Genomic DNA, 23,786 nt, shown 5'->3' with positions numbered 1-23,786 from the left:
TCGCAGGCGCGCCGGTACCGGGTCCGGATTGTGTCGCGATCCCACCCGCCCCGGCGCACCCCACACCGTAGCCCGCCCCCCGCCCCCGCCGCTCGGACCCGGACGACGGCGCAGGTCCGGGCCGCGGAGCGAACTCCGCGCGCGGGCCCCGCGTCATCGAACCGTCACCAGGTTCGGGCTGGAGACGTCGAAGATCGTGCCGTCCCGGGTCAGTAGCGGGCCGACCACCGCCGCCTTGCGGGCGGCGTCGTCGGCGCCGCCCCACAAGACGGTACGGCCGTCCCGGAGCGTCAGCGCGATGTCCGACGCCGAGCGCGCCTCCAGCTTCGCCACCTCGGCGGCGAGCGCGGGCGGCAGCGCGGTCAGTACCGTCACGGCGGCTTGACGCAGCGCGGGCGCGGCGGCGGTCAGCTCCGGGGCCGCGGGCGGCGCGGGCTCGACGGCGTACTCGACCGCTTCGGCGTCCACCAGGTGCGCCCCGCCCGGTCCGGCGAACCAGAGCACCGGGGTGCGCTCGCGCACGGTCACCCGGACGGTGCCGGGGAAGACCCGCTGCACCCGCGCGGTGCTGATCTTCGGGATGCTCGCCACCCGCGCCGCCATGGCGGTGGTGTCGATGCGCAGCATGGAGCGGCCCTCCGGCACACCGAGCTCGGCCCGCACCTGGTCCTCCGGCACCGCGGCGGCGCCGTCCACCCGGACCGTGCGCACCGCGAAGACCGGCGTGAAGTACGCGATCGCGACGGCGGTGACCAGCACCGCGACCCCGAGCCCGAGCCGGACCGGGAGCCGGGGCAGCCCGCGGCGGCCGCGCGGGCGCGGTTCGCGCGCCGAGCGCGGGCCCGGCCACGCGGGCACCCACCTCACCGCCCGGCGTGCGGGCGCGCCCGCAGCCCGTCGAGGATCTGCCCGCCGAGCATGGTGACGTCGCCCGCGCCCATGGTGATGACCACGTCGCCGGGCAGCGCCAGCGCCGCCACCTGCCTGCCCACCCGGGACATGTCCGGCTGGTAGTGCACCGGGACGGTCACCGACTGCGCCACCAGCGCGCCGTTCACCCCGGGCAGCGGCTCCTCCCGCGCGCCGTACACGTCGAGCACGACCACCTCGTCGGCCAGGCTGAGCGCGGCGCCGAACTCGGCGGCGAAGGCGGCGGTGCGGCTGTAGAGGTGCGGCTGGAACACCACGATCACCCGGCCCGGCCTGGCCCGCGCGCCGTCGGCGGCCTCCTGCTCGACCAGCTCGGCGGCGGCGCCGAGCACGGCGCGCACCTCGGTCGGGTGGTGCGCGTAGTCGTCGAAGACCCGGACGCCGTTCTCCCGCCCGGCGAACTGGAACCGGCGGTGCACCCCGCCGAACCCCTCCAGCCCCTGGATCAGCTCGTCCACGTCGGCGCCCGCCGCCCGGCCCGCCAGCAGCGCGGCCAGCGCGTTGGCCGCCATGTGCCTGCCGGGCACGGCGAGCCGCAGCGCGCGCGGGGTGGGCTCGTCGTCCAGCTGGAACTGGGCCAGCCCGCCGACGTCGCGCGGCTCCCAGCTCTGCAGCCTGGCCCCGACCGGGACCGGGGCGTCGGCGAGCTCGCCGGAGCCGTAGCCGAGCACCGCGATGCCGCGCTCGGCGAGCCGGGGGGCGACCCGCTCGGCCAGGGCGCGCGAGCCGGGGTCGTCCAGGCAGACCACGAGCAGCCCGCCGGGGGCGAGGCGGTCGGCGAAGTCGTCGAAGACCTGGGTGTAGGCCTCGGGGGTGCCGAAGAAGTCGAGGTGGTCGGATTCCACATTGGTGACAACGGCGACGTCCGGGTCGTACTGCAGCAGCGAGCCGTCGCTCTCGTCGGCCTCGGCCACGAAGATGCCGCCGGTGCCGTTGTGGGCGTTGGTACCGGCCTCGTTGAGCTCGCCACCGACCGCGAAGGAGGGGTCGAAGCCGCAGTGCTGCAGCGCCACGATGAGCATGGAGGTGGTCGAGGTCTTGCCGTGCGTGCCGGAGACCAGTAGGGTGCGGTGCCCGCGCATGAGCGCCGCGAGCACGGCGGGGCGCAGCAGCACCGGGATCTCCCGGCGGCGCGCCTCGACCAGCTCCGGGTTGGTCTTGGGGATGGCGGCGAAGGTGGTGACGACGGCGGTCGGGCCGCCGGGCAGCAGGTCGAGGGCGTTCGCGTCGTGCCCGATCCGCACCTCCGCGCCGCGCGCCCGCAGCGCGAGCACGCCGCGGCTCTCCTTGGCGTCCGAGCCGGAGACGGCGCCGCCCCTCGACAGCAGGATCCGCGCGATGCCGGACATCCCGGCCCCGCCGATCCCGACCATGTGGACGCGCTCGAGTTCCGGTGGGAGCGCGGAGCGCGCGGCGTCCGCCGCGGTCACCTCGGCCGAGGGAACGTGGCCCGCGGGCCCGGCGCCCGGCGGCACCGCGGCTGTGGCGTCCGATGCGCCCGGCGCTCCGGCGGCTTCACCCGGCGGCACCGCGGCATCGGAGCGTGCCGCGCCCGCGGCTTCGAGTTCGGTCATCGGCCCGCCACCTCGCGGACGATGCGCGCGACCTCGTCGGCGGCGTCGCGATGCCCGGCGCCGGCCGCGGCGCGGCCCATCCCGGTCAGGCGTGCTGGGTCCTGGAGCAGCGGAATCACCTCGTCGATCACGTACTTCGGCGTCAACTCCGAATCGGGGACAATTCTGCCACCACCGGCGGCCACCACGGGGCGCGCGTTGAGCTCCTGCTCCCCGTTGCCGTGCGGCAGCGGCACGTAGAAGGCGGGCAGCCCGACCGCGGAGACCTCGGCCACGGTCATGGCGCCGGAGCGGCAGACCACGGCGTCGGCGGCGGCGTAGGCCAGATCCATCCGGCTCACGTACGGCACTGCCACATACCCGGGCTCGGCGACCTCGAGCGTGTTCTTCGGCCCGTGCGCGTGCAGTACCGCGATCCCGGCGGCGGCGAGCTGCGCGGCGGCGCCGGAGACGCCCTCGTTCAGCGTCCGCGCGCCCTGCGAGCCGCCGAAGACCAGCAGCACCGGCCCGTCGGCGGGCAACCCGAAGTGCGCCCGCGCCTCGGCGCGCAGCGCGGCCCGGTCCAGCGATGTGATCGAGCCGCGCACCGGGATGCCGAGCACCTCGGCGTCCAGCCCGGAGCCGGGCACCGCGGCGAGCACCCGTGCCGCCCGCCGCGCGCCGACCTTGTTCGCGATCCCCGCCTTGGCATTGGCCTCGTGCACCACCACCGGCACCGCCCTGCGCCTGCCGAGCGCCCCGCGCCCGGCCGCCAGGTAGGCGGGCAGCGCCACGTACCCGCCGAACCCGACGATCACATCCGCCTGCACCGCGTCGATCACCGCGCGGGTGCGGGCCACCGACGCCCGCACCCGGCCGGGCAGCCGGAGCAGGTCGGCGCTGGGCTTGCGCGGCAGCGGCACCGGCGGGATCAGCTCCAGCGGGTAGCCGCGCTCCGGCACCAGCCGGGTCTCCAGGCCGCGCTCGGTGCCGAGTGCGGTGATCCGCACGGTCTCGTCCTGCCTGCGCAGCGCGTCGGCGACCGCGAGTGCCGGCTCGATGTGGCCGGCGGTGCCACCCCCCGCCACGATCACCGAAAGCCCGGATCGCTGCGCGGGTCGCACGTCACTCACCTGGATCTACCTCGTTCTCTCGCATGGGGCATGGGATAGCTGGGCTCCCAGGCCCTGGTCGCGCGGAGCGACCCGGTGCCACGGGATTCCCCGGAGCGCCTGCGCGGCGGCTCCGGGAGGTCAGCGGGCCGCAGGCCCGAATCGTCGCCGCGCCGCGGGCCCGAATCGTGGCCGCGCCGCAGGCCCGAATCGTCGCCGCGCCGCAGGCCCGCATCCGTGCGGCGGCGCCGCTCGCCCTCGACGCCGCCGCGGCCGTTCGGCGGGCGGCCGGGGCCGCGGCGGTTCACCGAGCGGGCCCGCGCCTGCTCGGCCCGCACCGGCGAGTACACCTCGGGCTTGGGCAGCCGGAGCAGCCTGCTCACCCGGCCGTCCTGCCCGGCGTTCAGCGCGGAGACCGCCTCCGGCTCGTGCCTGGCGGCATTGGCGATGATGCCGAACATGAAGAGCGTGATGGCCAGCGACGAGCCGCCCGCCGAGACCAGCGGCAGCTGCAACCCGGTGACCGGGAGCAGCCCGACCACGTAGCCGATATTGATCAGCGCCTGGCTGGTGATCCAGGTGGTCGCGGTGGCGATCAGGATCTTGAGGAAGGGGTCGACCGAGCGGGTCGCGATCCGCAGCCCGGTGAAGACGAAGAGCGCGAACAGCCCGAGCACCAGCATGCAGCCGAGGAAGCCGAGCTCCTCGCCGATGATGGCGAAGATGAAGTCGTTGTGCGAGTTCGGCAGGTAGCTCCACTTGGCCCGGCTCTGGCCGAGCCCGCGCCCCCAGATGCCGCCGTCGGCCAGCGAGTACATGGCCTGGCGGGCCTGGTAGCCGATGCCCTGCGGATCGTCGCCCGGGTTGAAGAAGGCGCGCATGCGGTCCGAGCGGTACCCGGCGGAGAGCGCGAGCACCACCGCCGCCACCACGCCGGAGGCGGCGATGGTGACGAAGAGCCGGGCGGGCAGCCCGCCGAACCAGAGCAGCGCCATGAGCACGATGCCGAGCGCGATGGTGGTGGAGAGGTTCGGCTGCAGCACGACGAGCAGGCAGACCAGCAGCCCGGCGGGCACCAGCGGCACCAGCAGCTCCTTGAGCGTGGCGCGCTCGGAGCGCCGCGAGGCGAGCAGGTGCGCGCCCCACACCACCAGGCTGACCTTGATCACCTCGGAGGGCTGGATGGAGATCGGCCCGAGCACCAGCCAGCGCCGCGCGCCCTGCACCTCGGAGCCGATGCCGGGCAGCAGCACCAGCAGCAGCGCGAGCACCGAGAGCGCGAAGATCGGGAAGGACCACTGCCGCAGCCTGCGCAGCGGGATCCGCAGCGCCAGGTAGAACAGGACGAGCCCGATCCCGGCGAACATGGCCTGCTGCACGAAGAGCGAGTAGGCCGAGCCGCCGTCGGCGTACGCCTCGACGCTGGAGGCGGAGAGCACCATGACCAGCCCGAGCACGGTGAGCAGGGTGGCGATCGTGACGATCAGGTGGAACGACGCCAGCGGGCGCGCCAGCCAGGCGCCGAAGCGCGTCGCCGTGCTGTCCGCCCGCCGGGTCGCCGTGGTCACGAGCGCCGCCCGATATCGCTCTCCTGCAGTGCGTTGACGGCGTCGGCGAAGCTGCGGCCGCGGTGCGTGTAGTCGGTGAACATGTCGAGCGAGGCGGCGGCCGGGGCGAGCAGCACGGTATCGCCCGCGGTGCAGAGCCCCGCGGCCAGCCGCACCGCCTCCGCCATCACCGCATCCGCCCTGCTGCGCCCATCCGGCCTGAGCGAGGGCCCCCCGTGGCTACGCTCCGCTACCGCCTCCGGGCCTGACTCGCTCATGGCAGCATCGTCTCGCGCCTGCACCTCGACGACGGGGACCTCGGGGGCGTGTCGCGCCAGCGCGGCCGCGACGACCGGCGCGTCCACCCCGATCAGCACCGCCCCGACGAGCCGCTCGGCGACCTCCTCGACCAGATCCTCGACCGAGGCGCCCTTGAGCTGCCCGCCCGCGACCCAGACCACCGAGGGGTGCGCCAGGATGGAGGACCGCGCGGCGTGCGGGTTGGTGGCCTTGGAATCATCGATGAACTCGACCCCGCCCAGCTCCCGGACGAAGGCGGCCCGATGAGGCCCGACCCGGTGCTCGACCAGCCCCTCGCGCACGAACTGCGGCGCCACATCGATCGAACGGGTGAGCGCCGCCGCGGCCAGCGCGTCCGCCACCCCGGACGGGCCGGGCGGGCTGATATCGCCGACCTCGGCCAGGATGGCGGCCTTGGTGAAGGCCCGGTCCAGCAATTTCCCGTCGACCACGCCGAGCTCGCCGTCGGCCGGGACGCCGATCCGGAAGCCGACGGTGCGCCGCGCCTTGGACTTGCGGGCCAGCGAGGCGGCGACCGGATCGTCCAGCCCGACCACCCCGACCCGCCCGACCAGCGCGCGGGCCTTGGCGGCGGCGTAGGCGTCCAGCCCGCCGTGCCAGTCCAGGTGGTCCTCGGCGACGTTCAGCACCACGCCCGCCTCCGGCCGCACCGAGGGCGCCCAGTGCAGCTGGAACGAGGAGAGCTCCACCGCGAGCACCTGCGGGCCCGGGCTGCGGCGCAGCGCGTCCAGGATCGGCAGCCCGATATTGCCGCAGGCCACGCTGGCGATCCCGGCCGCGCGCAGGATGGCGTGCGTCATGTTCGTGGTGGTGGTCTTGCCGTTGGTGCCGGTGATCACCAGCCACTTGCGCACCGGCCCGTACAGCCGGGCCTGATCCACCCACCAGGCGAACTCCACGTCACCCCAGACGGGGATGCCCTCGGTGACCGCGTGCACCAGCACCGGCGAGTCGGGCCGCCAGCCCGGCGAGGTGATCACCAGGGCGAAGCGGCCCAGGTCGGCGGACTCCAGCTCCACGCTGGTCGCCACCTCCAGCCCGAGCCCGGCGGCCTCGGCGAGCGCGGCCGCGCCGCCGTCGGTGACCACGGGGTGCGCACCGATATCGCGCAGCGGCTCGACCAGCGAGCGCCCGGAGACGCCCCAGCCGGCCACCAGGACGTCGCGGCCACGCAGGAATTCCAGCATGGGGCCGGGTGAGCGCAGGGCGCGCGGAGAGTGCTCGACCATTCCGCTCAGCCGACCTGGGAGAGGTATTCGCTGTAGAACAGCCCGAGCCCGAAGGCCGACGCCATCGCGGCGAGCAGCCAGAACCGGATGATGACCGTGGTCTCCGCCCATTTGCTCAGCTCGAAGTGGTGATGGAACGGCGCCATCTTGAAGAGCCGGTTGCGGGTGGTCCGGAAGACCGCGACCTGCAGGATCACCGACATGGCCTCGGCGACGAAGAGCGCGCCGATGACGATCATGAGCAGCTCGGTGCGGGTGACGATGGAGAGCCCGGCGATCAGCCCGCCGAGCGCCAGCGAGCCGGTGTCGCCCATGAAGATCTTGGCCGGGGCCGCGTTCCACCAGAGGAAGCCGACGCAGGCCGCGCCGCCCGCCGCGCAGACCAGGGCCAGATCCAGCGGGTCGCGGACGTTGTAGCAGCCGGTCTCCGGCTTGGTCGAGCAGGCGTGGTAGTACTGCCAGAAGGTGATCACCACGTAGCCGCCGAGCACCAGGCTCATCGAGCCGGCGGCGAGCCCGTCCAGCCCGTCGGTCAGGTTGACCGCGTTGGACCAGGCCACCACCACCAGGCAGACGAAGACCAGGAACACCACGAAGCCCATCGAGACGGTGGTGATGTCGCGGACGTAGGAGAGGTGCTTGCTCGCCGGGGTCAGCCCGTTGGCGCCCTTGAACTGCAGCGCCAGGATGCCGAAGATGACCGCGGCGGAGATCTGCCCGATGTACTTGCCCGCGGCGGTGAGGCCGAGGTTGCGCTGCTTGCGCAGCTTGATCATGTCGTCCAGGAAGCCGACCGCGCCGAGCGCGGTGGCCAGCCCGAGCACCAGCAGCGCCGAGGCGGACGGCCCGTCCGCCTCGTAGCCGATGCCGATCAGGTGCGAGCCCAGGTACCCGGCCCACATGCCGATCACGATGGCGACGCCGCCCATGGTCGGCGTCCCGCGCTTGGCCTGGTGGCTGGCCGGGCCGTCGACCCGGATCTCCTGGCCGAATCCCCGCTTCGCGAATATCGAGATGAGCAGGGGTGTGAGCAGGATCGATACGGTCAGCGCGATGGCCGCCGCGAACAGGATCTGTCTCATCGGGCTGCCTCCGTGCTTCCCGCAGGTGCGTCCGGCGGCACTGCCGATCCCCCTGTCAAATGGTCGGCGACCTCCCAGAGGCCGACCGATTGCGACGCCTTCACCAGTACCACGTCGCCCGGTTCGACCTCCGCGTCGAGCAGGGCGATCGCCGCACCGATATCGGGTACGAGGACCGATTCCTCGCCCCACGAGCCTTCCATCACCGCTCCCTGGTGCATGGCCCGGGGCGGCCTTCCGGACCCGACCACGACGAGCCGGTCCACATCCAGCCGCACCGCGAGCCGTCCGATCGAATCGTGTTCCACCACCGACTCCGGGCCGAGCTCGCCCATTTCGCCGAGCACGGCCCAGCTGCGCCGCTGCCGATCACCGGTCCTCGCCATGGTGACCAGGGCCTTGAGCGCGGCCCGGACCGAGTCGGGGTTCGCGTTGTAGGAGTCGTTGACGACGGTGACGCCTGCCGCCGTCGTGCGCACATCCATCCGGCGCGCCGACGCCGCGGCGGCCCCGCCCAGCGCGGCGGCGACGGTCGCCAGATCGGCGCCGCACTCCAGCGCGACCGCGGCGGCGGAGAGCGCGTTGCCCACCTGGTGCTCGCCGTGCACCGCCAGCTGCACCGGCACCTCGCCCACCGGAGTGTGCAGGGTGAAGGCGGCGCGCGCGTGCTCGTCCAGCCGGACCGCGCTCGCCCTGATCGCGGCGGTGCTCGCCTGCCCGACGGTGACCACCCTGGCCGCGGTGCGCGGCGCCATGGCGGCGACCTGCGGGTCGTCGGCGTTCAGCACGGCGAGCCCGGTGGCTGGCAGCGCCTCCACCAGCTCGCCCTTGGTCTCGGCGATGGCCTCGCGGCTGCCGAACTCGCCGAGGTGCGCGGTGCCGACATTGAGCACCACGCCGATGGCGGGCGGGGCGATCTCGGCCAGCGCGGCGATGTGGCCGGGGCCGCGCGCGGAGAGTTCGAGCACGAGGAAGCGGGTGTCGGCGGTGGCGCGCAGCGCGGTCCAGGGGTGGCCGAGCTCGTTGTTGAACGAGCCGGGCGGGGCCACCACGGTGCCGAGCGGGCGCAGCACGGCGGCGAGCAGGTCCTTGGTGGAGGTCTTGCCGGAGGAGCCGGTGACGCCGATCACGGTGAGCGTGCCTGCGGCCGTCAGCCGCTGCACGACGCCCCTGGCCAGCGCGGCCAGCGCGGCCAGTACCGCGGCGCCGGAGCCGTCGGTGTCGTGCTCGACCACCATGGCGCCCGCCGAGACCTGGCCGGGCCGCGGCTCGACCACGATGGCGGGGACGCCGACCGGGCGGGCCGCGAGCACCGCGACGGCGCCGGCCGCGACGGCGCCCGCGGCGAAGTCGTGGCCGTCGGCCCTGGCGCCGGGCAGGGCCAGGAAGAGATCGCCTGCGCCGATCTTGCGCGAGTCGAACTCGACCGCGCCGGTCACCGCCGCATCGGGGTCGGGGACGTCGTGCAGCGTGCCGCCGACGAGCTCCGCGATCTCCCGCAGTGTCATCACGATCATGGAACCCTCGAGTCCTCCGTGGCTGCGCCGGTGGCCGCCGCCAGCGCGGCGGCGAGCACCTCGCGGTCGTCGAAGGGGTGCTTGACCCCGGCGATCTCCTGGCCGGTCTCGTGGCCCTTGCCCGCGATCAGCACTACGTCGCCCGCGCGCGCCCAGCGCACCGCCTCGCTGATGGCGGCGGCGCGATCGCCGGTTTCGCGCACCTCGCCGCGCTCGGCCTCCGGCACCGCGAGGGCGCCTGCGCGCAGCGCGGCCCGGATGGTGGCCGGGTCCTCGCTGCGCGGGTTGTCGTCGGTGATCACGGTGAGATCGGCGCCGCGCGCGGCGGCCGCGCCCATCAGCGGGCGCTTGCCCGCGTCGCGGTCGCCGCCCGCGCCGACCACCACGGCGACCCGGCCCGCGGTCTGCGCGCGCAGCGTGGCGAGGACCGACTCCACCGCGGCGGGCTTGTGCGCGTAGTCGACGACGGCGAGGAAGTCCTGCCCCCGCTCCACCCGCTGCATGCGGCCCGGGACGTCCACCGACGCCAGCGCCGCCGCGGCCCGCGCCGCGTCCACGCCCGCCGCGGCGCACACCGCGACCGCGAGCAGGCCGTTCGCCACGTTGTAGCGACCGGGCAGCCGCAGCCGCACCGAAACCGGCCCGCCGGGCCCGATGGCCGTGAACTCCTGCTCGCCCCCGGCGGTCGTGCTGACGTCGCTCGCGACCGTCCAGTCGGCCGCCACGGCGGCCAGGTTCTCGGCGGGTCGGGCGGGGTCCGTCGCGGTGGAAGCACCGGGCGCCGCAGCGGCCGGCTCCCCCGCCTCGACCGGAGCTGCCGGCTCGGTTCGCACCGTGATGGGGGCGGGCAGCCCGGCTGCCAATCTCCTCCCCCACTCCTGGTCCACACAGACCACGGCGGTCCGCGCCGCGACCGGCGACCCGGGCTCGAAGAGCCTGCGCTTGGCGGCGAAGTAATCCTCGAAGTCGGCGTGGAAGTCGAGGTGATCCTGGGAGAGGTTGGTGAAGGCGCCGACGTCGAAGCGCACCCCGTCCACCCGGCCGAGCGCGAGCGCGTGGCTGGACACCTCCATCACCACGGCATCCACCCCCTGCTCCACCATGGCCGCGAACATGGCGTGCAGCTGCGGCGCCTCCGGCGTGGTCAGCGCGCTCGGCACCCGGCGCCCGCCGATCCGCGTCTCGATGGTGCCGATCAGCCCGGTGGCGAGCCCGGCCGCCGCGAGCCCGGCCTCGACCAGGTAGGAGGTGGTGGTCTTGCCGGAGGTGCCGGTGATCCCGACGATCCGCAGCCGCTCCGAGGGGTGGCCGTAGATCAGCGCCGAGAGCTCGCCGAGCACCGCGCGCGGCTCGTCCCGCACGAGTACGGGAACGCCGAGCTCACCCAGCTCCGCGGCACCGGCGGGGTCGGTGAAGATCGCGACCGCGCCGCGCGCGACCGCGTCGGCGGCGAACCGGGCGCCGTGCGCGCGGGCGCCGGGCAGCGCGGCGAACAGATCGCCCCCGTGCACCACGTTCGAGCGCTGCTCGATACCGGTCACGGTCACCCCGTCGACGGGGGCCGTCGCGTGTGCTCCGGTGGCTTCCAGCAGGACGTGCAACGGCGTCGACGGCGGCTGAACCGGCCGGAGCGTCTGCGGGCTGGACTGCGCAGCCACCTTGCTCCTTCTCTCGGGGCGGACATGTCCGATCGAACATGCCGCGTACGAACACGACTGGGACGGGGAGTCAGGTTACCGACGCGCGCCCCGGCGCGGACAACGCGCCTCTCATTACCGCTCGGGCCCCCGCCCCCGCCCGTCGCGAGCGCCCGTCCGCCGTCGCCGAACCCGCTGGTCGTCGCAGATCACAGCGGCCGCCCCCGGCGTTCAGGACGCCTGCAGCACGAACGGCCCCGGCCCCGCAGGCGACGGCGGGACGGCATCGCGCTGCAGCGCCCACGAGGCGATGTTGTGGAAGAGCGGCGCCGCCGACTGCCCGCCGCCGCCGTCCGAGCTGCGCTGCGGATCGTCCAGCATGATGCCGACGACGTAGCGCGGGTCGTCGGCGGGCGCGATCCCGGCGAAGGTGATCCAGTAGCTGGAGCTGGAGTAGCACTTGCACTGCTGGTCGATCTGCTGCGCGGTGCCGGTCTTGCCCGCGATCTGGTACCCGGTGACGGCGCCGGAGGCCCCGGTCCCCATCTGCACGCCGCGCGGGTCGCGCTGCACCACCGACTGGAACATGGTGCGCAGCGTGGCCGCGGTCTGCGGGCTCACCACCCGCACCCCGTCCGGCTGCGGCTCGTCGGTGCGCGCGCCGTCCGGGCCGACGGTGGCCTTCACGATGCGCGGCGGAATCCGCACCCCGTCGTTGGCGATCGCCTGGTACATGCCGGTCATCTGCAGCGTGGTCATGGAAAGGCCCTGGCCGATCGGCAGGTTGGCGAAGGTGCCGCCGGACCACTGGTCCCGCGCGGGCACCTGCCCCGCGCTCTCGCCGGGCAGCCCGACGCCGCTGCGCCTGCCCAGCCCGAACCGGCCGACCAGCTCGGCGAAGCGATCCTCGCCGACCCGCTGCGCCAGCATGAGCGTGCCGACATTGGACGACTTCCCGAAGATCCCGGTGGTGGTGTACGGCGCGACGCCGTGCTCCCACGCGTCGTTCACGGTGACCCCGGCCATCCGGATCTCGCCCGGCACCTGCAGCACCTCGTCCGGCGTCGTCAGCCCGTACTCGATGGCGGCCGCCGCTGTGATGATCTTGTTCACCGAGCCGGGCTCGAAGGGCTCGGTGACCGAGGGGTTGCTCATATCCGCGTTCGACCAGAACTGCGGGCCGAGCGCGGGATTGAAGGTGTTGTCGTTGGCCATGGCGAGCACCTGGCCGGTACGCGCGTCCAGCACCACCGCGGAGGCGCCCTTCGCCCCGGAGAGCTCCTTGGCCTGCTGCACCTGCTGCTGCACGTAGTACTGCAGGTCCTGGTCCAGGGTCAGCTCGACGGTATTGCCGTTCACCGCGGGCTGCCGGTCGCGCCAGCTGCCCGGGATCACCGCGCCGTCCGAGCCACGGTCGTAGGTGTGCGAGCCGTCGGTGCCCGCCAGCAGCGAGTCCATCGAGGACTCCAGCCCGATCTGGCCGTGGCCGTCCCACCCGGTGGCGCCGAGCAGGTTGGCGGCGAGCGCGCCGCCCGGGTACTCGCGCAGGTCCTGCCGCTCGGTGCCGACCTCGGGGAACTTCAGCTTGATCTCCGAGGCGACCCGCGGGTCGACGCCGCGCGCCAGGTAGACGAAGGTCTCGTCGCCGCGCAGCTTCGCCAGCAGCTCCTTCTCCGAGGGGCCGCCCGCGCCGAGCTTGGCGTTGACGGTGTCGGCGATCTCGACCAGCCGCTGCTCCGGGTCGGGGGCGGAGTCGTCCTTCGCCCGCGCGGCGGCGAGTTCCTGGCGCACCCGGACCGGCTGAAAGGTGAGCGCCTTCGCGGTCACGGTGAAGGCGAGCGGTTTGCCGTTGCGGTCCACGATCGGGCCGCGGGTGGCCGGCTCGATCTGCCTGGTGGTGCGCTGGCTCGCGGCCTGGGCCGAGAGGCCGGGGGCGGCGATGCTCTGCACCCAGAGCAGCTGCAGCGCGACCACGGCCAGCGCCACCAGCATGGCGATCCGGCCCGCGCCGAGCCGCAGCCGGGAGGAGCGGTCGGCGCCGAGCCGGGTGGCGCCGCTGGTGGCGTCGCGCGGGGCGCCCGTGGGGCGGGCGGCGGCGGAGCCGGTCGGGCGGGAGGCGGCGGAGCCGGAGCGGCGCTGCGGTCCGGACGGAGTCCGGGCGCGCTGCGAGCGGCCGCCCCTGTTCTCCCTCACCGCTGGGCCGCCTCGGGACGGGTGAGTTCCGTCGCGCCGGGCGCGGGGACAACGGTGCCGGGGGCGGCGATATCGCCCGCGCCGGGGGCGGGTACGGCGGCGTCGCCGGCTCCGGGAGCAGTGCCGCCCGCTCCGGGTGCCGCGGGATCACCCGCTTCGGGAGCGGCGAAATCACCCGCGCCGGGGGCGGCGAAATCATCGCCGAGGCCAGCGGAATCACCCGCGCCGGGGGCGGCGGAGTCACCCGCGCCCGGAGCCGAGGGGATCGCCGCGCCCGGCGCGGCGCCGGGGATCGCGGGGGCGCCCGCGCCGGGCGTGGCGGCACCGGCGCCCTCGGGGAGCGGGCCGCCGGTGGCGGGGTCGATCGGAACGCCGAGCGTGCCGACGCCGGTACCGGGCGCGGGCACGGCACCCGGCTGCGCCGGGGCGGGAGCAGGCGCCGCGCCTGGCAGCGGCAGCGCCGTCACCGGAACCACCCGCTCCCCGCGGTTGTTGTTCAGCGGCGGCACCGAGGCGCCCTGCGCCGGCGTCGGCTCGCCGACCACGGTGACCGTGCCGTCCGGCTCGAGCACCAGCCTGGCCGGGTCGACGGCCGGGATCATGCCGAGTTCCCGTGCCCGATTGGCGAGTTCGGGCGCCGAATCCGCCGCCTCCACCTCGCGCTGCAGCGCGGCCCGCTCGTCGAGCAGCCTCTGGTTCGCCGCGCGCAGATCGCTCAGCTGGTAGCTGTCCTCGGCCGCGCGGGTGGTGAGCAGCAGCGTGCAGGCGAGCCCACAGCCGAGCAGTACCAAGATCACGATCACGAACGGAATCCGCCCCGTCACCGCCGCGGTGCGCACGGCCGAGGCGGCGGGCAGCAGCCCGAGCTGCTCGGCGCGCAGCCGCCTGCGCGCGTACGCCCGCTGCGCCGCACCGGATTTCACCCGCTCCGCGGCCTGCACCCGGCGGGCCAGCCGCCCCGGCGCCTCCGCGGCCCGCGCCCGCACACTCATGGGCGGTCTCCATTCCGCGCGAGCGAGGGCCCTCCGTGGCCACGCTCCGCTCCCGCCTCCGGGCCTGACTCGCTCACGCGGGACCACCCTCCTCGATCCGCTCGGCCGCACGCAGCCGCACCGGGGCGGCGCGCGGGTTCTCCTCGATCTCCGCGTCGGTGGCCTTCTCCGCACCGCGGGTGAGCAGCCGGAAGGTCGGGCCCATGCCGGGCAGCTCGACCGGCAGCCCGGCCGGCGTGCGGGAGACCGTGTGCTTCGCCAATTCCTGTTTGACCACGCGGTCTTCCAGCGATTGGTAGGCGAGCACGACCAGCCGCCCGCCCACCCGGAGCGCGTCCAGCGCCGCGGGCAGCGCGGCCCGCAGCGAGTCGAGTTCGGCATTGACCTCCACCCGCAGCGCCTGGAAGGTGCGCTTGGCCGGGTGCCCGCCGGTGCGGCGGGTGGCGGCGGGAATGGTGGCGTAGAGCAGCTCGACGAGTTCGGCACTGGTCCGGAAGGGCCGCTGCTGCCTGCGGCGCAGCACCGCGGAGGCGATCTTGCCCGCGAACCGCTCCTCGCCGTAGGTCTTCAGCACCCGGGCCAGGTCGCCGTGGCTGTAGGTATTGAGCACGTCGGCGGCGGTGGGGCCGGTGGTCGGGTCCATTCGCATGTCGAGCGGCGCGTCGACGGAGTAGGCGAACCCGCGCTCGGCCAGATCCAGTTGCATGGACGACACGCCGAGGTCCATCAGGATTCCGGAGACGCCGCCCGCGGCGACCCCGGCCCGCTCCAGCGCGGCAGGGATGCCGTCGTAGCGGGTGTGCACCAGGGTGACCCGGTCGGCGTAGGGCGCGAGCCTGGCGCCGGCGAGTTCGAGCGCGGTGGTGTCGCGGTCCAGCCCGACCAGGCGGAGCTGCGGGTAACTGCGCAGAAAGTGCTCGGCGTGGCCGCCGAGGCCGAGGGTGGCGTCCAGGTAGACGGCGCCGGGCGCGTCGAGCGCGGGGCCGAGGAGGGAATCGCACCGCCGCAGCAGCACCGGCACGTGCCGGGGGCCTGGCTGTGCGTGATCCACCTCGACCTCCTGGATTCCGGCTGAGAAGCGCTGTCGGCGGCGAATGCGCCGTGGTCTCTGACCGGGGCGCGGCACCTGGCGTCGGGGAAGTACGTCAGGGTCCGCGTCCGGGCAGAGGCCGCGGCGCACTCGCCTGCTCCGGGGGCTAGAAGATCGTGCCCAGCGACTCGTTGCTCCCTTGCGCGTAGTCCTCCTCGTGATCGGCGAGGTAGGACTCCCACGCCTGCTTGTCCCAGATCTCCAGGAACTCGATCGACCCGTTCACCACGCAGTCCCTGGTCAGGTTGGCGTAGCGCCGGTGGTCGACCGACAAGGTGATGCGACCCTGGGCATCCGGACGCTGCTCGTCGGTGCCCGCCGCGAGTGCGCGCACGAAGGCGCGCGCCTGCGGATCGGTACGGGACGCCGCCGCGGCGCGCTGCGCGAGCTCCGCGAACGCCTCCCGCGGGTAGACGGCGAGGCTGTGGTCCTGACCCTTCGTGACCATCAACCCTCCCGCCAGATCGTCTCGAAATTTCGCAGGCAACGTGAGTCGCCCCTTGTCGTCCAGCCGCGGTGTGTAGGTACCGAAGAACACTTCGACACCTCCCTACCGAAGCAACCGGACGGCCTCCTGTAGTGCGCGCTCCACATTACCCCACTTTCCCCCACTTTCAATCGAAACCGGAGGTGATCTGGCTCCCCGGAAAACGGTTCGCGCAGGTCACTCCAGCTATCACGGGCGTGGGGGGTGCAAACGGCGTTCGACCCGGCTCGGCGATTCCTTTCCGCTATGGCCGGGAAACGCTCAGCAAACGCCCTGGTGCGAGGGTTGCGAAGATCGCCGGGCGAGCCGGTGGGGCGGGGTGGGGCACCCCGTGGGGTGACGTGGGAGACGGCGCGCGGAACCGATCCGGATCAGGCGGCAAATGTCGGCGCGTCGCGGACACGCGGACGACGGCGGCGCCGCACCCGAGGGTGCGGCGCCGCCGTCGTCGATCGCTGCGCGCGGGGCGTCAGTCCTGCTCGAACCGCCTGCGGAAGCGGTCTTCCATGCGCTCGGAGAAGCCGCCGCCGGAGCGGCGCTGCTGCCGATTGCCGCGGGGCTGGGCGCGGCCGCCCGCGGCGCCGCCGGACTCCGGCTCCGCGGCGCGCGCGGCCGCCCGGGAACCCCCGACCAGCAGCAGCACCCCGGCGCCGAACATCACGATGAATCCGACCAGGCTGATGACGGGGAACCCGCCCGGCCGGACCGGAATGGCGATGCCCGCGATCAGCAGGACAAGGCCGAGCACGAAGAGCGCCGCGGCCTGCAGTCTCCGGCGGCTCGTCGTCGTGCGGAGGCGCCCGCCGCGGACGGACGACGCGAATTTCGGATCCTCAGCATAGAGCGCGCTCTCGATCTGTTCGAGCATGCGCTGCTCGTGCTCGGAGAGTGGCACGGTACCTCCCCCGGCACTAGGGCGTGGCGGTCACCTACCGACCCCAAGCGGTTGGGTAGGCGACAGATAGCCGACCTTGGCGGCTGTCCGCTTCCCATGATACGAGTTCGATCAGGGGCGTACCACCTACTCGCTCATAACACCCGGGTGTCGCGGGCAACTCCCCCGGCGGGTCAGGCCGACATTCCCCCGGTCCACCCCGGGGCGGGGCGCAGCCGGGCCGCGCTGGCCAGCAGATCTTCCACGTCGTGCAGGAACGCGCCGACCCTGGAATGGAACTCGACCGCCTCCTGCCTGCCGATCTCGCGGTCCAGCCCGGCCTCCAGCGCGGCCCGCAGCTCGGAGTGCGCGCTGAAGTAATCGGCCCACATGACGAACTCGGGTGCGGCGCGTTGCAGCAGCACCCAGGCATTGCGGGAGCGGGCCCGCGGCGCCGTGTCGGCCCCGGTGAACGCGAGCACCGCGCCCGCCCCGCGCAGCGCGGCGAGGTACGCGGTGCGGAAGCACTCCCTCGGGTCCGGCTCGCCCGCCGCGGCCATGAGCAGGCCGTCGGCCTTCCCGAGCAGGCCGCCCGCCCGGCCGCGGCGCGCGGACGACTCCCCGGCGGGCGGCGGCCCCAGCCCGCCCCGGCCGCTCGCACCCGGGCCGGAGGAGGTTCGATTGCCGTCGGACATCAGCGGTCCCTCCACAGTCGCGCACCTGGACTATCGTGCTGACAGGGGCTGAGCAGCAGCCCGGACGGACAGCAGATCGAACAGGCATTCGAACGATTCCATTGACACCGACTATAGAGCGAGCCACCGACATGTCGACCGGATCGGCGATCCCGCAGGCAGGCGCATGTCCATCGGCCGCCCCCACCCGACGGAAGACATGAGCGCCGCCACCACCGATCACCTGCCAGCGCCCACCATCGTCGACCTCTCGGTCCAGGCCCTGCGCGCCCGGCTGCCGGACGCGCTCGGCGTTTACGTCGCGGCCATGGCGTACCCGCGCGGCACCGAGAACCACCGCGCCCCCATGTGGACCGAGCACACCACGCGGCCCGGCTGGCGCGCGGTCGCCGCGGTACAGCCGGACGAGCACGGCCGGGTCGACCTCGGCTCGGCGCCGATCCTCGCCGTCGCCTACGGCTACCGCGGCGCGCCGCACCAGTGGTGGCACCAGCAGGTGCACGCCGGGATGCGGCGCTGCGGCTGGTCGGAGCCGGCCACCAGGGAGTTGCTCACCGACTACTTCGAGCTCACCGAGCTGCACGTGCACCCCTCGGCGCAGGGCCGCGGGCTCGGCTCGATGCTGCTCACCCGGCTGCTGCAGGACCGGCCGGAGCGCTCGGTGCTGCTCTCGACCCCCGAGGTCGACGCCGAGGACAACCGGGCCTGGCGGCTCTACCGGCGCACCGGCTTCTCCGACGTCATCCGGCACTTCGTCTTCGCGGGCGACAACCGCCCGTTCGCGGTGCTCGGCCGCGCACTGCCGCTGTGAACGCCGACGTCGCCGTCGTCGGCTCCGGGCACAATGCCCTGGTCGCCGCCTGCTACCTGGCCCGCGCCGGGCAGCGGGTGGTGGTGCTGGAGCGCGACGAGGTGATCGGCGGTGCCGTCTCCACCGTCGAGCGCTTCCCCGGGTACGCGGTGGACCGCGGCTCGTCGGCGCACCTCATGGTGCGACACACCGGGATCGTCGAGGAGCTCGAGCTGGACCGGTTCGGGCTGCGCTACGTCGACTGCGACCCGTGGGCCTTCGTGCCCGGCGAGCCGCCGCTGGTCTTCGCCCGCGATCTGGAGCGCACCTGCGCGAGCATCGAGGCGGCCTGCGGCGCACGCGACGCCGATGCGTACCGGCGCTTCGTCGGGGTGTGGGGGCCGCGCAGCGCCAGGGTCATGCGGGCCTTCGGGGTGCAGCCGACCGGCGGCAAGCTGGCCCGCGCCTTCTGGGGGCTGAGCGCGCCGGACGGCGGCGCCGCGCTCTCCAGGGAGTTCCTGCAGTCCGGGGACGCGCTGCTGGACTCGACCTTCGAGAGCGAGCGGCTGCGGGCCGCGCTGGCCTGGTTCGGGGCGCAGTCCGGGCCGCCCATGTCCGAGCCGGGCACCGCGCCCATGATCGGCTTCGCGGCGCTCATGCACACACTGCCGCCGGGCCGCGCGGTCGGCGGGAGCGGGGCGCTCACCGCCGCGCTCGCCGCCCGGCTGCGCGCCGACGGGGGTGAGCTGCGCACCGGGGACGCGGTCGCGGCGCTGCGCCGGGCCGGGGACGGATGGGTGGTGCGCACCGAGTCGGGTGCGGTGGTGCACGCGCGGACCGTGGTCGCCGGCGCGCACGTGCTGGAGACGCTGGAGCTGCTCGGGGCGGGTGGGTTCGACGCCGCGCCGCTGGACGACTGGCGGCGGCGCATCCGGGTCGGGCCGGGGATCGGCATGGTGGTGCGGCTCGGCACCACCGCGCTGCCCCGCTACCCCGGCGCCGCGCAGGCGGATTCGGCGTCCGGGTTGCAGCTGCTGGTCCGCGACCGGCGCGCGCTCCGGGGCGCGCACGGTGCCGCGCTGGCCGGGGAGCTGCCGCCGCGGCCGGTGGTGCTCGCCATGAGCTTCAGCGCGCTCGACCCGAGCATCGCGCCGCCGGAGCGGCACCAGCTCTCGCTGTGGGCGCAGTGGCATCCGTACCGGCTCGCCGACGGCGACTGGGATGCCATCGGTGAGCGCGAGGCGGATCGGATCATCGCCGAGCTGGAGGGCTTCGCGCCGGGCTTCGCGGCGACCATCGAGCACCGGTATACCCAGACCCCGCTCGACCTGGAGCGCGAGCTGGGGTTGCGGGGCGGCAATGTCATGCACGTGGAGATGTCGCTGGACCAGATGATGATGTGGCGGCCGCTGCCGGAACTGGCCACGGGGACCGTGCCCGGTGCGCCGGGGCTGTATCTCACGGGTGCCTCCACGCATCCCGGCGGCGGGGTCTCCGGCGCCGCCGGGCGGCGGACCGCGCGGGCGGTGCTCGGCCGGGGCGGGCCGCTGCGCCGGTTGGCGCGGGGTAAGCGGCGGTGACGTCGCCCCGGGACGGCGATGGCACGGCGGGGCATCGGACGTCGGATGGCGACCGGGTGCCTGCCGGGCAGCGACCGGATGCCGCCGGCGGGCGGCGGTCCGCCCCGCGGCACCTGGCGCAGGGCGCGCCGGTGGCGGCGCTGCTGGCGCTCCTGCTGGTCGCGGCGCAGATCGCCTACCCGCTCACCGACGGCTCGGCGCGCGACCGGGTCACCACGCTCGTGGTCGTGCTGCTCGCCGGCACCGCGCTCGCGCACGCCGTCGCATCACTCGGCGCCGCCTACGCACTGCGCACCCTCGCCATCCTCTCCGGGATCGGCCTGCTCTCCGAGCTGATCGGTACCGCCACCGGCTACCCCTTCGGCTGCTACGCCTACGCCGTCGGCAAACTCGAACCCGCGCTGGCCGACGTCCCCCTCGCGGTCCCCCTCGCCTGGACCGGCGGCATCTACCCGGTCTGGGTGGTGGCCGGGCTCCTCGCCGGGACCTCACGCGCCCGCATCGCGCTGACCGCCGTCGGCGCCGTCGGCTGGGACCTCTTCCTCGACCCGCAGATGGTGACCGACGGCCAGTGGAGCTGGTGCGTCACCGGCGCCGGACTCCCCGGCCTGCCCGCCATCCCGCTCACCAACTACCTCGGCTGGTTCCTGGTGGCGCTGCTCATGGGCGCGCTCATGACCGCCTCCGAACACCGCGCCCGGCAGCGCAGGGAGACCGAGGGCGCCGGGCCTGCGGTGCCGGTGGCGGTGTTCCTCTGGACCTGGCTCGGCTCGGCCCTGGCGCACCTGGCGTTCCTCGGGCTGCCGTGGTCCGCGGGGTACGGGTTGCTCGGAATGGGCGTGCTCGGTGTTCCGCTGCTGGTCCGCGGGGTGCGCGGAATCGCGCGCGACCGGGCCGCCCGTCGCTTGGCGTCCTGACCGGCGCGCCTGGCACGATGTGAGCCGTGCAACCGAGTCCCCGCTCCGTCGTGCCCGTCGCTCCGGCCCGCCCGCGGCCCCCGCGCGGGTTCCGCGCCGTCCTCCGCTCCCGGGTCGCCCGGACCCGGGTGCTCGGCGCGCTGCTGCTGGCCACCCTGCTGGTCCCGGCGCTGGCAGGCTGCCTGCGCGCGCAGGTCTCGATGGGCGTCTCCTCCAACGACCGGGTCTCCGGGCGGATCGTGGCCGCCGTCGTTCCGGTCGAGCCGGGCGACAAGGGCCCGCAGCTGACCGTGCCGGAGACGCTGGCGAGCAAGCTTCGGGTCGAGGCGTACAGCCAGGACGGCTACGTCGGCAGCCAGGTCTTCTTCGACGATCTCTCGTTCGGCGAGGTGCAGCAGCTCTCCGGGCTCTCCGAGCAGACCCAGGGCATGTTCCAGCTGCAGTTCACCCGGACCGGCGACCTGGTGAGCCTGCTCGGCCGGGTCGACCTCAAGACGCTGCCGCCGCACGGCTCCGACGTGCAGTTCACCGTGGCCTTCCCGGCCAGGGTGGCCAAGACCAACGGCAATCGCGAGGGCGACGACGTGGTCTCCTGGAAGCTGCCCGCCGGTGACGTCTCCACCCTGCGCGCCGAGGTGAGCTACGCCGACCCGAACACCCGCTCGTTCGCCGGCTGGGCCGGGATCATGGGCGGGATCACGCTGGCCGTGGCCGCCATGGTCGCGGCGGTGGCGTACCTCGATCGCAATCCGCCGGTTCCCGGGGCGCCGAAGGGGTTCACGCCGGGGCGCTGGTGGAGTTCGGTGCGCGGGAACCGCTGAGCGGGATGGTGTTTCGCGCTGCCGCGCGGGCGGGCGCGGCGCTGGCCGGGCTGAGCGCCCTGCTCGCCGGGTACAACCTGCTGACCGTGCGCAGGCTCCCGCCGCCGGGCGCGGCCGTGCTCGAGCCGGTGACGGTGTGCATCCCGGCCCGCGACGAGGTCACCCTGCTCCCCCGGCTCGTCACCGACCTGCGCGCGCAGACCGGCGTCCCGCGGCTGCGGGTGCTGATCCTGGACGACGCCTCCACCGACGGCACCGAGGAGGCGGCGCGCCGCGCCGCCAAGGGCGACCCGCGCATCACCGTGCTGCGCTCCGACCGCGAACCCCCGCCCGGCTGGACCGGCAAGGCCGCCGCCTGCGCCCGCCTCGCCGAACTCGCCGACACCCCCGTCCTGGTCTTCCTGGACGCCGACGTCCGCCTCGCCCCCGGCGCCATCGCCGCCGCGGTGACCGCGCTGCGCGCCGACGGCCTCGGCCTGCTCTCCCCCTGGCCGCACCAGCTGGCCGGTTCCTGCTACGAGGCGCTGCTCCAGCCACTGCTGGTCTGGTCGTGGGCCTCCACCCTCCCGGTGCGGTTCGCCGAGCGCGGCCTGCGCACCTCCACCGCGCTCGGCTGCGGCCAGTTCCTGGTCATGGACGCCGCCGCCTACCGCGCCGCAGGCGGCCACGAGGTGGTCGCCGCCAGCGCCACCGAGGACATCGACCTGGCCCGCGCCCTGCGCCGCGCCGGGCACCGCACCGCCGTCGCCGCCGCGGGTCCGCACGCCCGCACCCGCATGTACCGCGATGCCGCCGCCCTCGACGCCGGCTACACCCGCTGGCTCTGGTCCGCCTACGGCGGCTCCCCCGCCGCCGCCCTCGCCGTCGGCGCCCTCACCACCCTCACCTACACCGTCCCGCCGCTCGCCGCCCTCGTCGGCCGCGGCTCGCTCCGCCGGACCGGCGCCATCGGCTACGCCGCCGCCGTCACCGGCCGCCTCCTCGCCCGCACCCTCGACACCGGCACCCGCCCGCACCCCACCGACATCCTCTCGGCCCTCGCCCACCCCCTCGCCGTCACCGCCTACCTCCGCCTCACCCTCCGCTCCCACCGCGCCCGCGCCCGCAATGAGCTGAGCTGGAAGAACCGGGCGACACCATCCGGGTGAGAGAACTCCCGATCGCCGGGCGGCGGATCTCGGTCGCGATCAGCGATCACCTGGTCGCGCTTTCCGCTGCCAATGGGTTCGAGCTGCAGATCGAAGGCGACTTCGAGCTGGAGGTCGCGCACAGCGACCGTAGGGCGATCTCGCTCACGGACTACGGGATCTCGCGCTCCGATCTGGAATCGGTGCTGCGTGGCACGATCACCACCGCGACAGTGGATCTCGCGGGCATTCTCACCGTCGATTTCGATTCCGCGATGCGGCTCGTAGTGCCGCCCGACGCCGACCACGAGGCTTGGACGCTGGTCGGCCCGAACGGCTATCGGGTCGTCTGCATGCCGGGCGGCGAGCTGGCGGTGTGGCGGGGCGCCTGACGGTCAGGCGGAAATAATCCCCACGGTGGGGAGGAAGAAGCAGGTGGCGTCGCCGTTGCGGACGGAGCCGAAGACCGCGGCGAGGACGGTGCCCCGGCCGGTGTCGACCGGGACCGCGCGGACCCCGCCCACCGGGATCGCCCTGGTCAGGAAATCGCGGACGGCCGCTTCGGCGATGACGCGCAGCTCGGACGGGAGACCGGCGGGAAGGAGCCCGGCGGCGACGTCGCCGAGCGAGCCCATGGCGGCGGCCCCGCCGCGGCCGGTGGCGGTGTTGAACCAGAGCACCTGCATGCCGGTGCCGTCGGTGATCCCGGCCGGCAGGAAGGTGAACATGACCTGGCCCGCGCGCACCGCGGCCTGATCGAGCCCGGGGATGGGGAGCAGCGCGCCGGGCCACGGGCCGGGCACGGCGCCCGCGACGGCGGGGACGAGCCCGAGCGGCGCCCCGTCGGCGCAGAACGGCGCGGCGGTGGGGTACAGGAACGGCTGGACGCCGAGCGCGCCCAGCGTCTCGACGATCGAGCGGTAGGCGGCGAGCGGATCGCCGGGGGCGGGCGCGGCGGCGGCCAGCCCCGGGGTCCCCGCCAGCGCGAGGGTGAGCGCGGCGACGGCGGCGCCGCGGGCGAGCGATCGGGTCGGCGAGCGCATGGCGGGCTCCTCATCGTCGGTGAGGCCCCGGACGGTACCCGGCTACCGAGATGAACTGCGATAACCGGGCCGAGTGAATGGTCGGCAATTTGACAGAAGACCCACGTCTCCCCCTCGGCCCCCACATTCTCCGCGGCCCCGGTGCCACGACCAAGGACTCCGTTCACACTGATTTCTACCCTTGGCCCCCACCGCCCGCGGCTCGCATGATGACTCGGCTCGAGCTACCGCAGGGACCGATGGAGGAAC

At 74.5% G+C, this 23,786-nt stretch carries 21 protein-coding genes; 6 read left to right on the top strand and 15 right to left on the bottom strand.

All coding sequences use genetic code 11. From position 1 onward, the window contains the following. Nucleotides 1–153: 153 nt before the first annotated feature. The 14 genes from NH2_RS18220 to NH2_RS18155 all read right to left on the bottom strand — a co-directional run bounded on the left by NH2_RS18220 (nt 154) and on the right by NH2_RS18155 (nt 17,274). A complete protein-coding gene (locus NH2_RS18220) occupies nt 154–858 on the bottom strand; it encodes a cell division protein FtsQ/DivIB (RefSeq protein WP_245650630.1) in 705 nt (234 codons plus the stop codon). A 5-nt stretch (nt 859–863) separates the two neighbouring features. Beyond that, the gene (murC, locus tag NH2_RS18215) at nt 864–2,303 is read right to left on the bottom strand and encodes a UDP-N-acetylmuramate--L-alanine ligase (protein ID WP_067655842.1); all 1,440 of its coding nucleotides are present in this window, start codon (nt 2,301–2,303) and stop codon (nt 864–866) included. 197 nt (nt 2,304–2,500) lie between these two features. After that, a complete protein-coding gene (gene murG / locus NH2_RS18210) occupies nt 2,501–3,607 on the bottom strand; it encodes an undecaprenyldiphospho-muramoylpentapeptide beta-N-acetylglucosaminyltransferase (protein WP_157103855.1) in 1,107 nt (368 codons plus the stop codon). Between the two features lie 5 nt (nt 3,608–3,612). Continuing rightward, complete coding sequence (gene ftsW, locus NH2_RS18205) at nt 3,613–5,163, bottom strand: putative lipid II flippase FtsW (protein WP_067655237.1); 1,551 nt, start codon at nt 5,161–5,163, stop codon at nt 3,613–3,615. Continuing rightward, on the bottom strand, nt 5,160–6,650 hold the full coding sequence (gene murD, locus NH2_RS18200; protein ID WP_067655234.1) for a UDP-N-acetylmuramoyl-L-alanine--D-glutamate ligase: 1,491 nt from the start codon (nt 6,648–6,650) through the stop codon (nt 5,160–5,162). Before murD ends, ftsW begins: the two co-directional genes overlap by 4 nt. Before the next feature lie 47 nt (nt 6,651–6,697). Further along, entirely contained in the window at nt 6,698–7,774 is a 1,077-nt protein-coding gene (gene mraY / locus NH2_RS18195) for a phospho-N-acetylmuramoyl-pentapeptide-transferase (RefSeq protein WP_067655231.1), read from the bottom strand. Then, nucleotides 7,771–9,291 (bottom strand): UDP-N-acetylmuramoyl-tripeptide--D-alanyl-D-alanine ligase, encoded by a 1,521-nt coding sequence (locus NH2_RS18190; protein ID WP_067655228.1) that lies wholly within the window; start codon nt 9,289–9,291, stop codon nt 7,771–7,773. The genes mraY and NH2_RS18190 overlap by 4 nt, the downstream gene beginning before the upstream one ends. After that, nucleotides 9,288–10,949 carry a UDP-N-acetylmuramoyl-L-alanyl-D-glutamate--2,6-diaminopimelate ligase gene (locus NH2_RS18185; protein ID WP_067655225.1) on the bottom strand — a complete coding sequence of 554 codons (1,662 nt, stop codon included), beginning with the start codon at nt 10,947–10,949 and terminating at the stop codon, nt 9,288–9,290. Before NH2_RS18185 ends, NH2_RS18190 begins: the two co-directional genes overlap by 4 nt. Before the next feature lie 210 nt (nt 10,950–11,159). After that, nucleotides 11,160–12,920 (bottom strand): peptidoglycan D,D-transpeptidase FtsI family protein, encoded by a 1,761-nt coding sequence (locus tag NH2_RS18180; RefSeq protein ID WP_067655839.1) that lies wholly within the window; start codon nt 12,918–12,920, stop codon nt 11,160–11,162. A gap of 197 nt (nt 12,921–13,117) precedes the next feature. Further along, on the bottom strand, nt 13,118–14,113 hold the full coding sequence (ftsL, locus tag NH2_RS29425) for a cell division protein FtsL (RefSeq protein ID WP_067655222.1): 996 nt from the start codon (nt 14,111–14,113) through the stop codon (nt 13,118–13,120). Nucleotides 14,114–14,186: 73 nt separating this feature from the next. Beyond that, nucleotides 14,187–15,179, bottom strand: a complete 993-nt coding sequence (gene rsmH / locus NH2_RS18170) for a 16S rRNA (cytosine(1402)-N(4))-methyltransferase RsmH (RefSeq protein ID WP_439951761.1) — start codon at nt 15,177–15,179, stop codon at nt 14,187–14,189. 130 nt (nt 15,180–15,309) lie between these two features. Further along, the gene (mraZ, locus tag NH2_RS18165; protein ID WP_067655215.1) at nt 15,310–15,741 is read right to left on the bottom strand and encodes a division/cell wall cluster transcriptional repressor MraZ; all 432 of its coding nucleotides are present in this window, start codon (nt 15,739–15,741) and stop codon (nt 15,310–15,312) included. 418 nt (nt 15,742–16,159) lie between these two features. Beyond that, entirely contained in the window at nt 16,160–16,585 is a 426-nt protein-coding gene (locus NH2_RS18160) for an SCO2097 family morphological protein (RefSeq protein WP_067655212.1), read from the bottom strand. Nucleotides 16,586–16,758: 173 nt separating this feature from the next. Continuing rightward, nucleotides 16,759–17,274, bottom strand: a complete 516-nt coding sequence (locus NH2_RS18155; protein ID WP_245650629.1) for an SAV_6107 family HEPN domain-containing protein — start codon at nt 17,272–17,274, stop codon at nt 16,759–16,761. 184 nt (nt 17,275–17,458) lie between these two features. On the opposite strand from NH2_RS18155, the gene NH2_RS18150 reads away from it, so the two are divergent. The 6 genes from NH2_RS18150 (at nt 17,459) to NH2_RS18125 (ending at nt 22,886) form a co-directional block, all read left to right on the top strand. Continuing rightward, a complete protein-coding gene (locus NH2_RS18150; protein ID WP_067655209.1) occupies nt 17,459–18,070 on the top strand; it encodes a GNAT family N-acetyltransferase in 612 nt (203 codons plus the stop codon). Beyond that, nucleotides 18,067–19,629 (top strand): phytoene desaturase family protein, encoded by a 1,563-nt coding sequence (locus NH2_RS18145; RefSeq protein WP_067655206.1) that lies wholly within the window; start codon nt 18,067–18,069, stop codon nt 19,627–19,629. Before NH2_RS18150 ends, NH2_RS18145 begins: the two co-directional genes overlap by 4 nt. A 113-nt stretch (nt 19,630–19,742) precedes the next feature. Then, the gene (locus NH2_RS18140; RefSeq protein WP_067655833.1) at nt 19,743–20,546 is read left to right on the top strand and encodes a carotenoid biosynthesis protein; all 804 of its coding nucleotides are present in this window, start codon (nt 19,743–19,745) and stop codon (nt 20,544–20,546) included. A gap of 128 nt (nt 20,547–20,674) precedes the next feature. Beyond that, nucleotides 20,675–21,367: an LppM family (lipo)protein gene (locus NH2_RS18135; protein WP_067655827.1), complete on the top strand. Its 693-nt coding sequence runs from the start codon at nt 20,675–20,677 to the stop codon at nt 21,365–21,367. Between the two features lie 5 nt (nt 21,368–21,372). Beyond that, nucleotides 21,373–22,515, top strand: a complete 1,143-nt coding sequence (locus NH2_RS18130; RefSeq protein ID WP_067655830.1) for a glycosyltransferase family 2 protein — start codon at nt 21,373–21,375, stop codon at nt 22,513–22,515. Beyond that, nucleotides 22,512–22,886, top strand: coding sequence for a DUF6188 family protein (locus NH2_RS18125; RefSeq protein WP_067655203.1), 375 nt, complete (start codon nt 22,512–22,514; stop codon nt 22,884–22,886). The genes NH2_RS18130 and NH2_RS18125 overlap by 4 nt, the downstream gene beginning before the upstream one ends. A gap of 3 nt (nt 22,887–22,889) precedes the next feature. Here the strand turns inward: NH2_RS18125 and NH2_RS18120 are convergent, their stop codons facing one another. Next, nucleotides 22,890–23,537: a hypothetical protein gene (locus NH2_RS18120; protein ID WP_067655200.1), complete on the bottom strand. Its 648-nt coding sequence runs from the start codon at nt 23,535–23,537 to the stop codon at nt 22,890–22,892. Nucleotides 23,538–23,786: the final 249 nt, after the last annotated feature.

The organism is Nocardia harenae NBRC 108248, assembly GCF_001612885.1.
GTDB classification, from domain to species: domain Bacteria; phylum Actinomycetota; class Actinomycetes; order Mycobacteriales; family Mycobacteriaceae; genus Nocardia; species Nocardia harenae.
Note: the sequence above shows the minus strand (reverse complement) of the source record. Positions and strands in the feature narration are given on the sequence as shown.

Excerpts from the sequence above, each read along its gene's own strand:
- NH2_RS18130 (WP_067655830.1), top strand. The coding sequence starts at position 21,373 with ATGGTGTTTCGCGCTGCCGCGCGGGCGGGCGCGGCGCTGGCCGGGCTG.
- NH2_RS18150 (WP_067655209.1), top strand. The coding sequence starts at position 17,459 with ATGAGCGCCGCCACCACCGATCACCTGCCAGCGCCCACCATCGTCGAC.
- murC (WP_067655842.1), bottom strand. The coding sequence starts at position 2,303 with ATGGTCGGGATCGGCGGGGCCGGGATGTCCGGCATCGCGCGGATCCTG.
- mraY (WP_067655231.1), bottom strand. The coding sequence starts at position 7,774 with ATGAGACAGATCCTGTTCGCGGCGGCCATCGCGCTGACCGTATCGATC.
- NH2_RS18120 (WP_067655200.1), bottom strand. The coding sequence starts at position 23,537 with ATGCGCTCGCCGACCCGATCGCTCGCCCGCGGCGCCGCCGTCGCCGCG.
- NH2_RS18190 (WP_067655228.1), bottom strand. The coding sequence starts at position 9,291 with ATGATCGTGATGACACTGCGGGAGATCGCGGAGCTCGTCGGCGGCACG.
- ftsL (WP_067655222.1), bottom strand. The coding sequence starts at position 14,113 with ATGAGTGTGCGGGCGCGGGCCGCGGAGGCGCCGGGGCGGCTGGCCCGC.
- murD (WP_067655234.1), bottom strand. The coding sequence starts at position 6,650 with ATGCTGGAATTCCTGCGTGGCCGCGACGTCCTGGTGGCCGGCTGGGGC.
- NH2_RS18180 (WP_067655839.1), bottom strand. The coding sequence starts at position 12,920 with ATGCTGGTGGCGCTGGCCGTGGTCGCGCTGCAGCTGCTCTGGGTGCAG.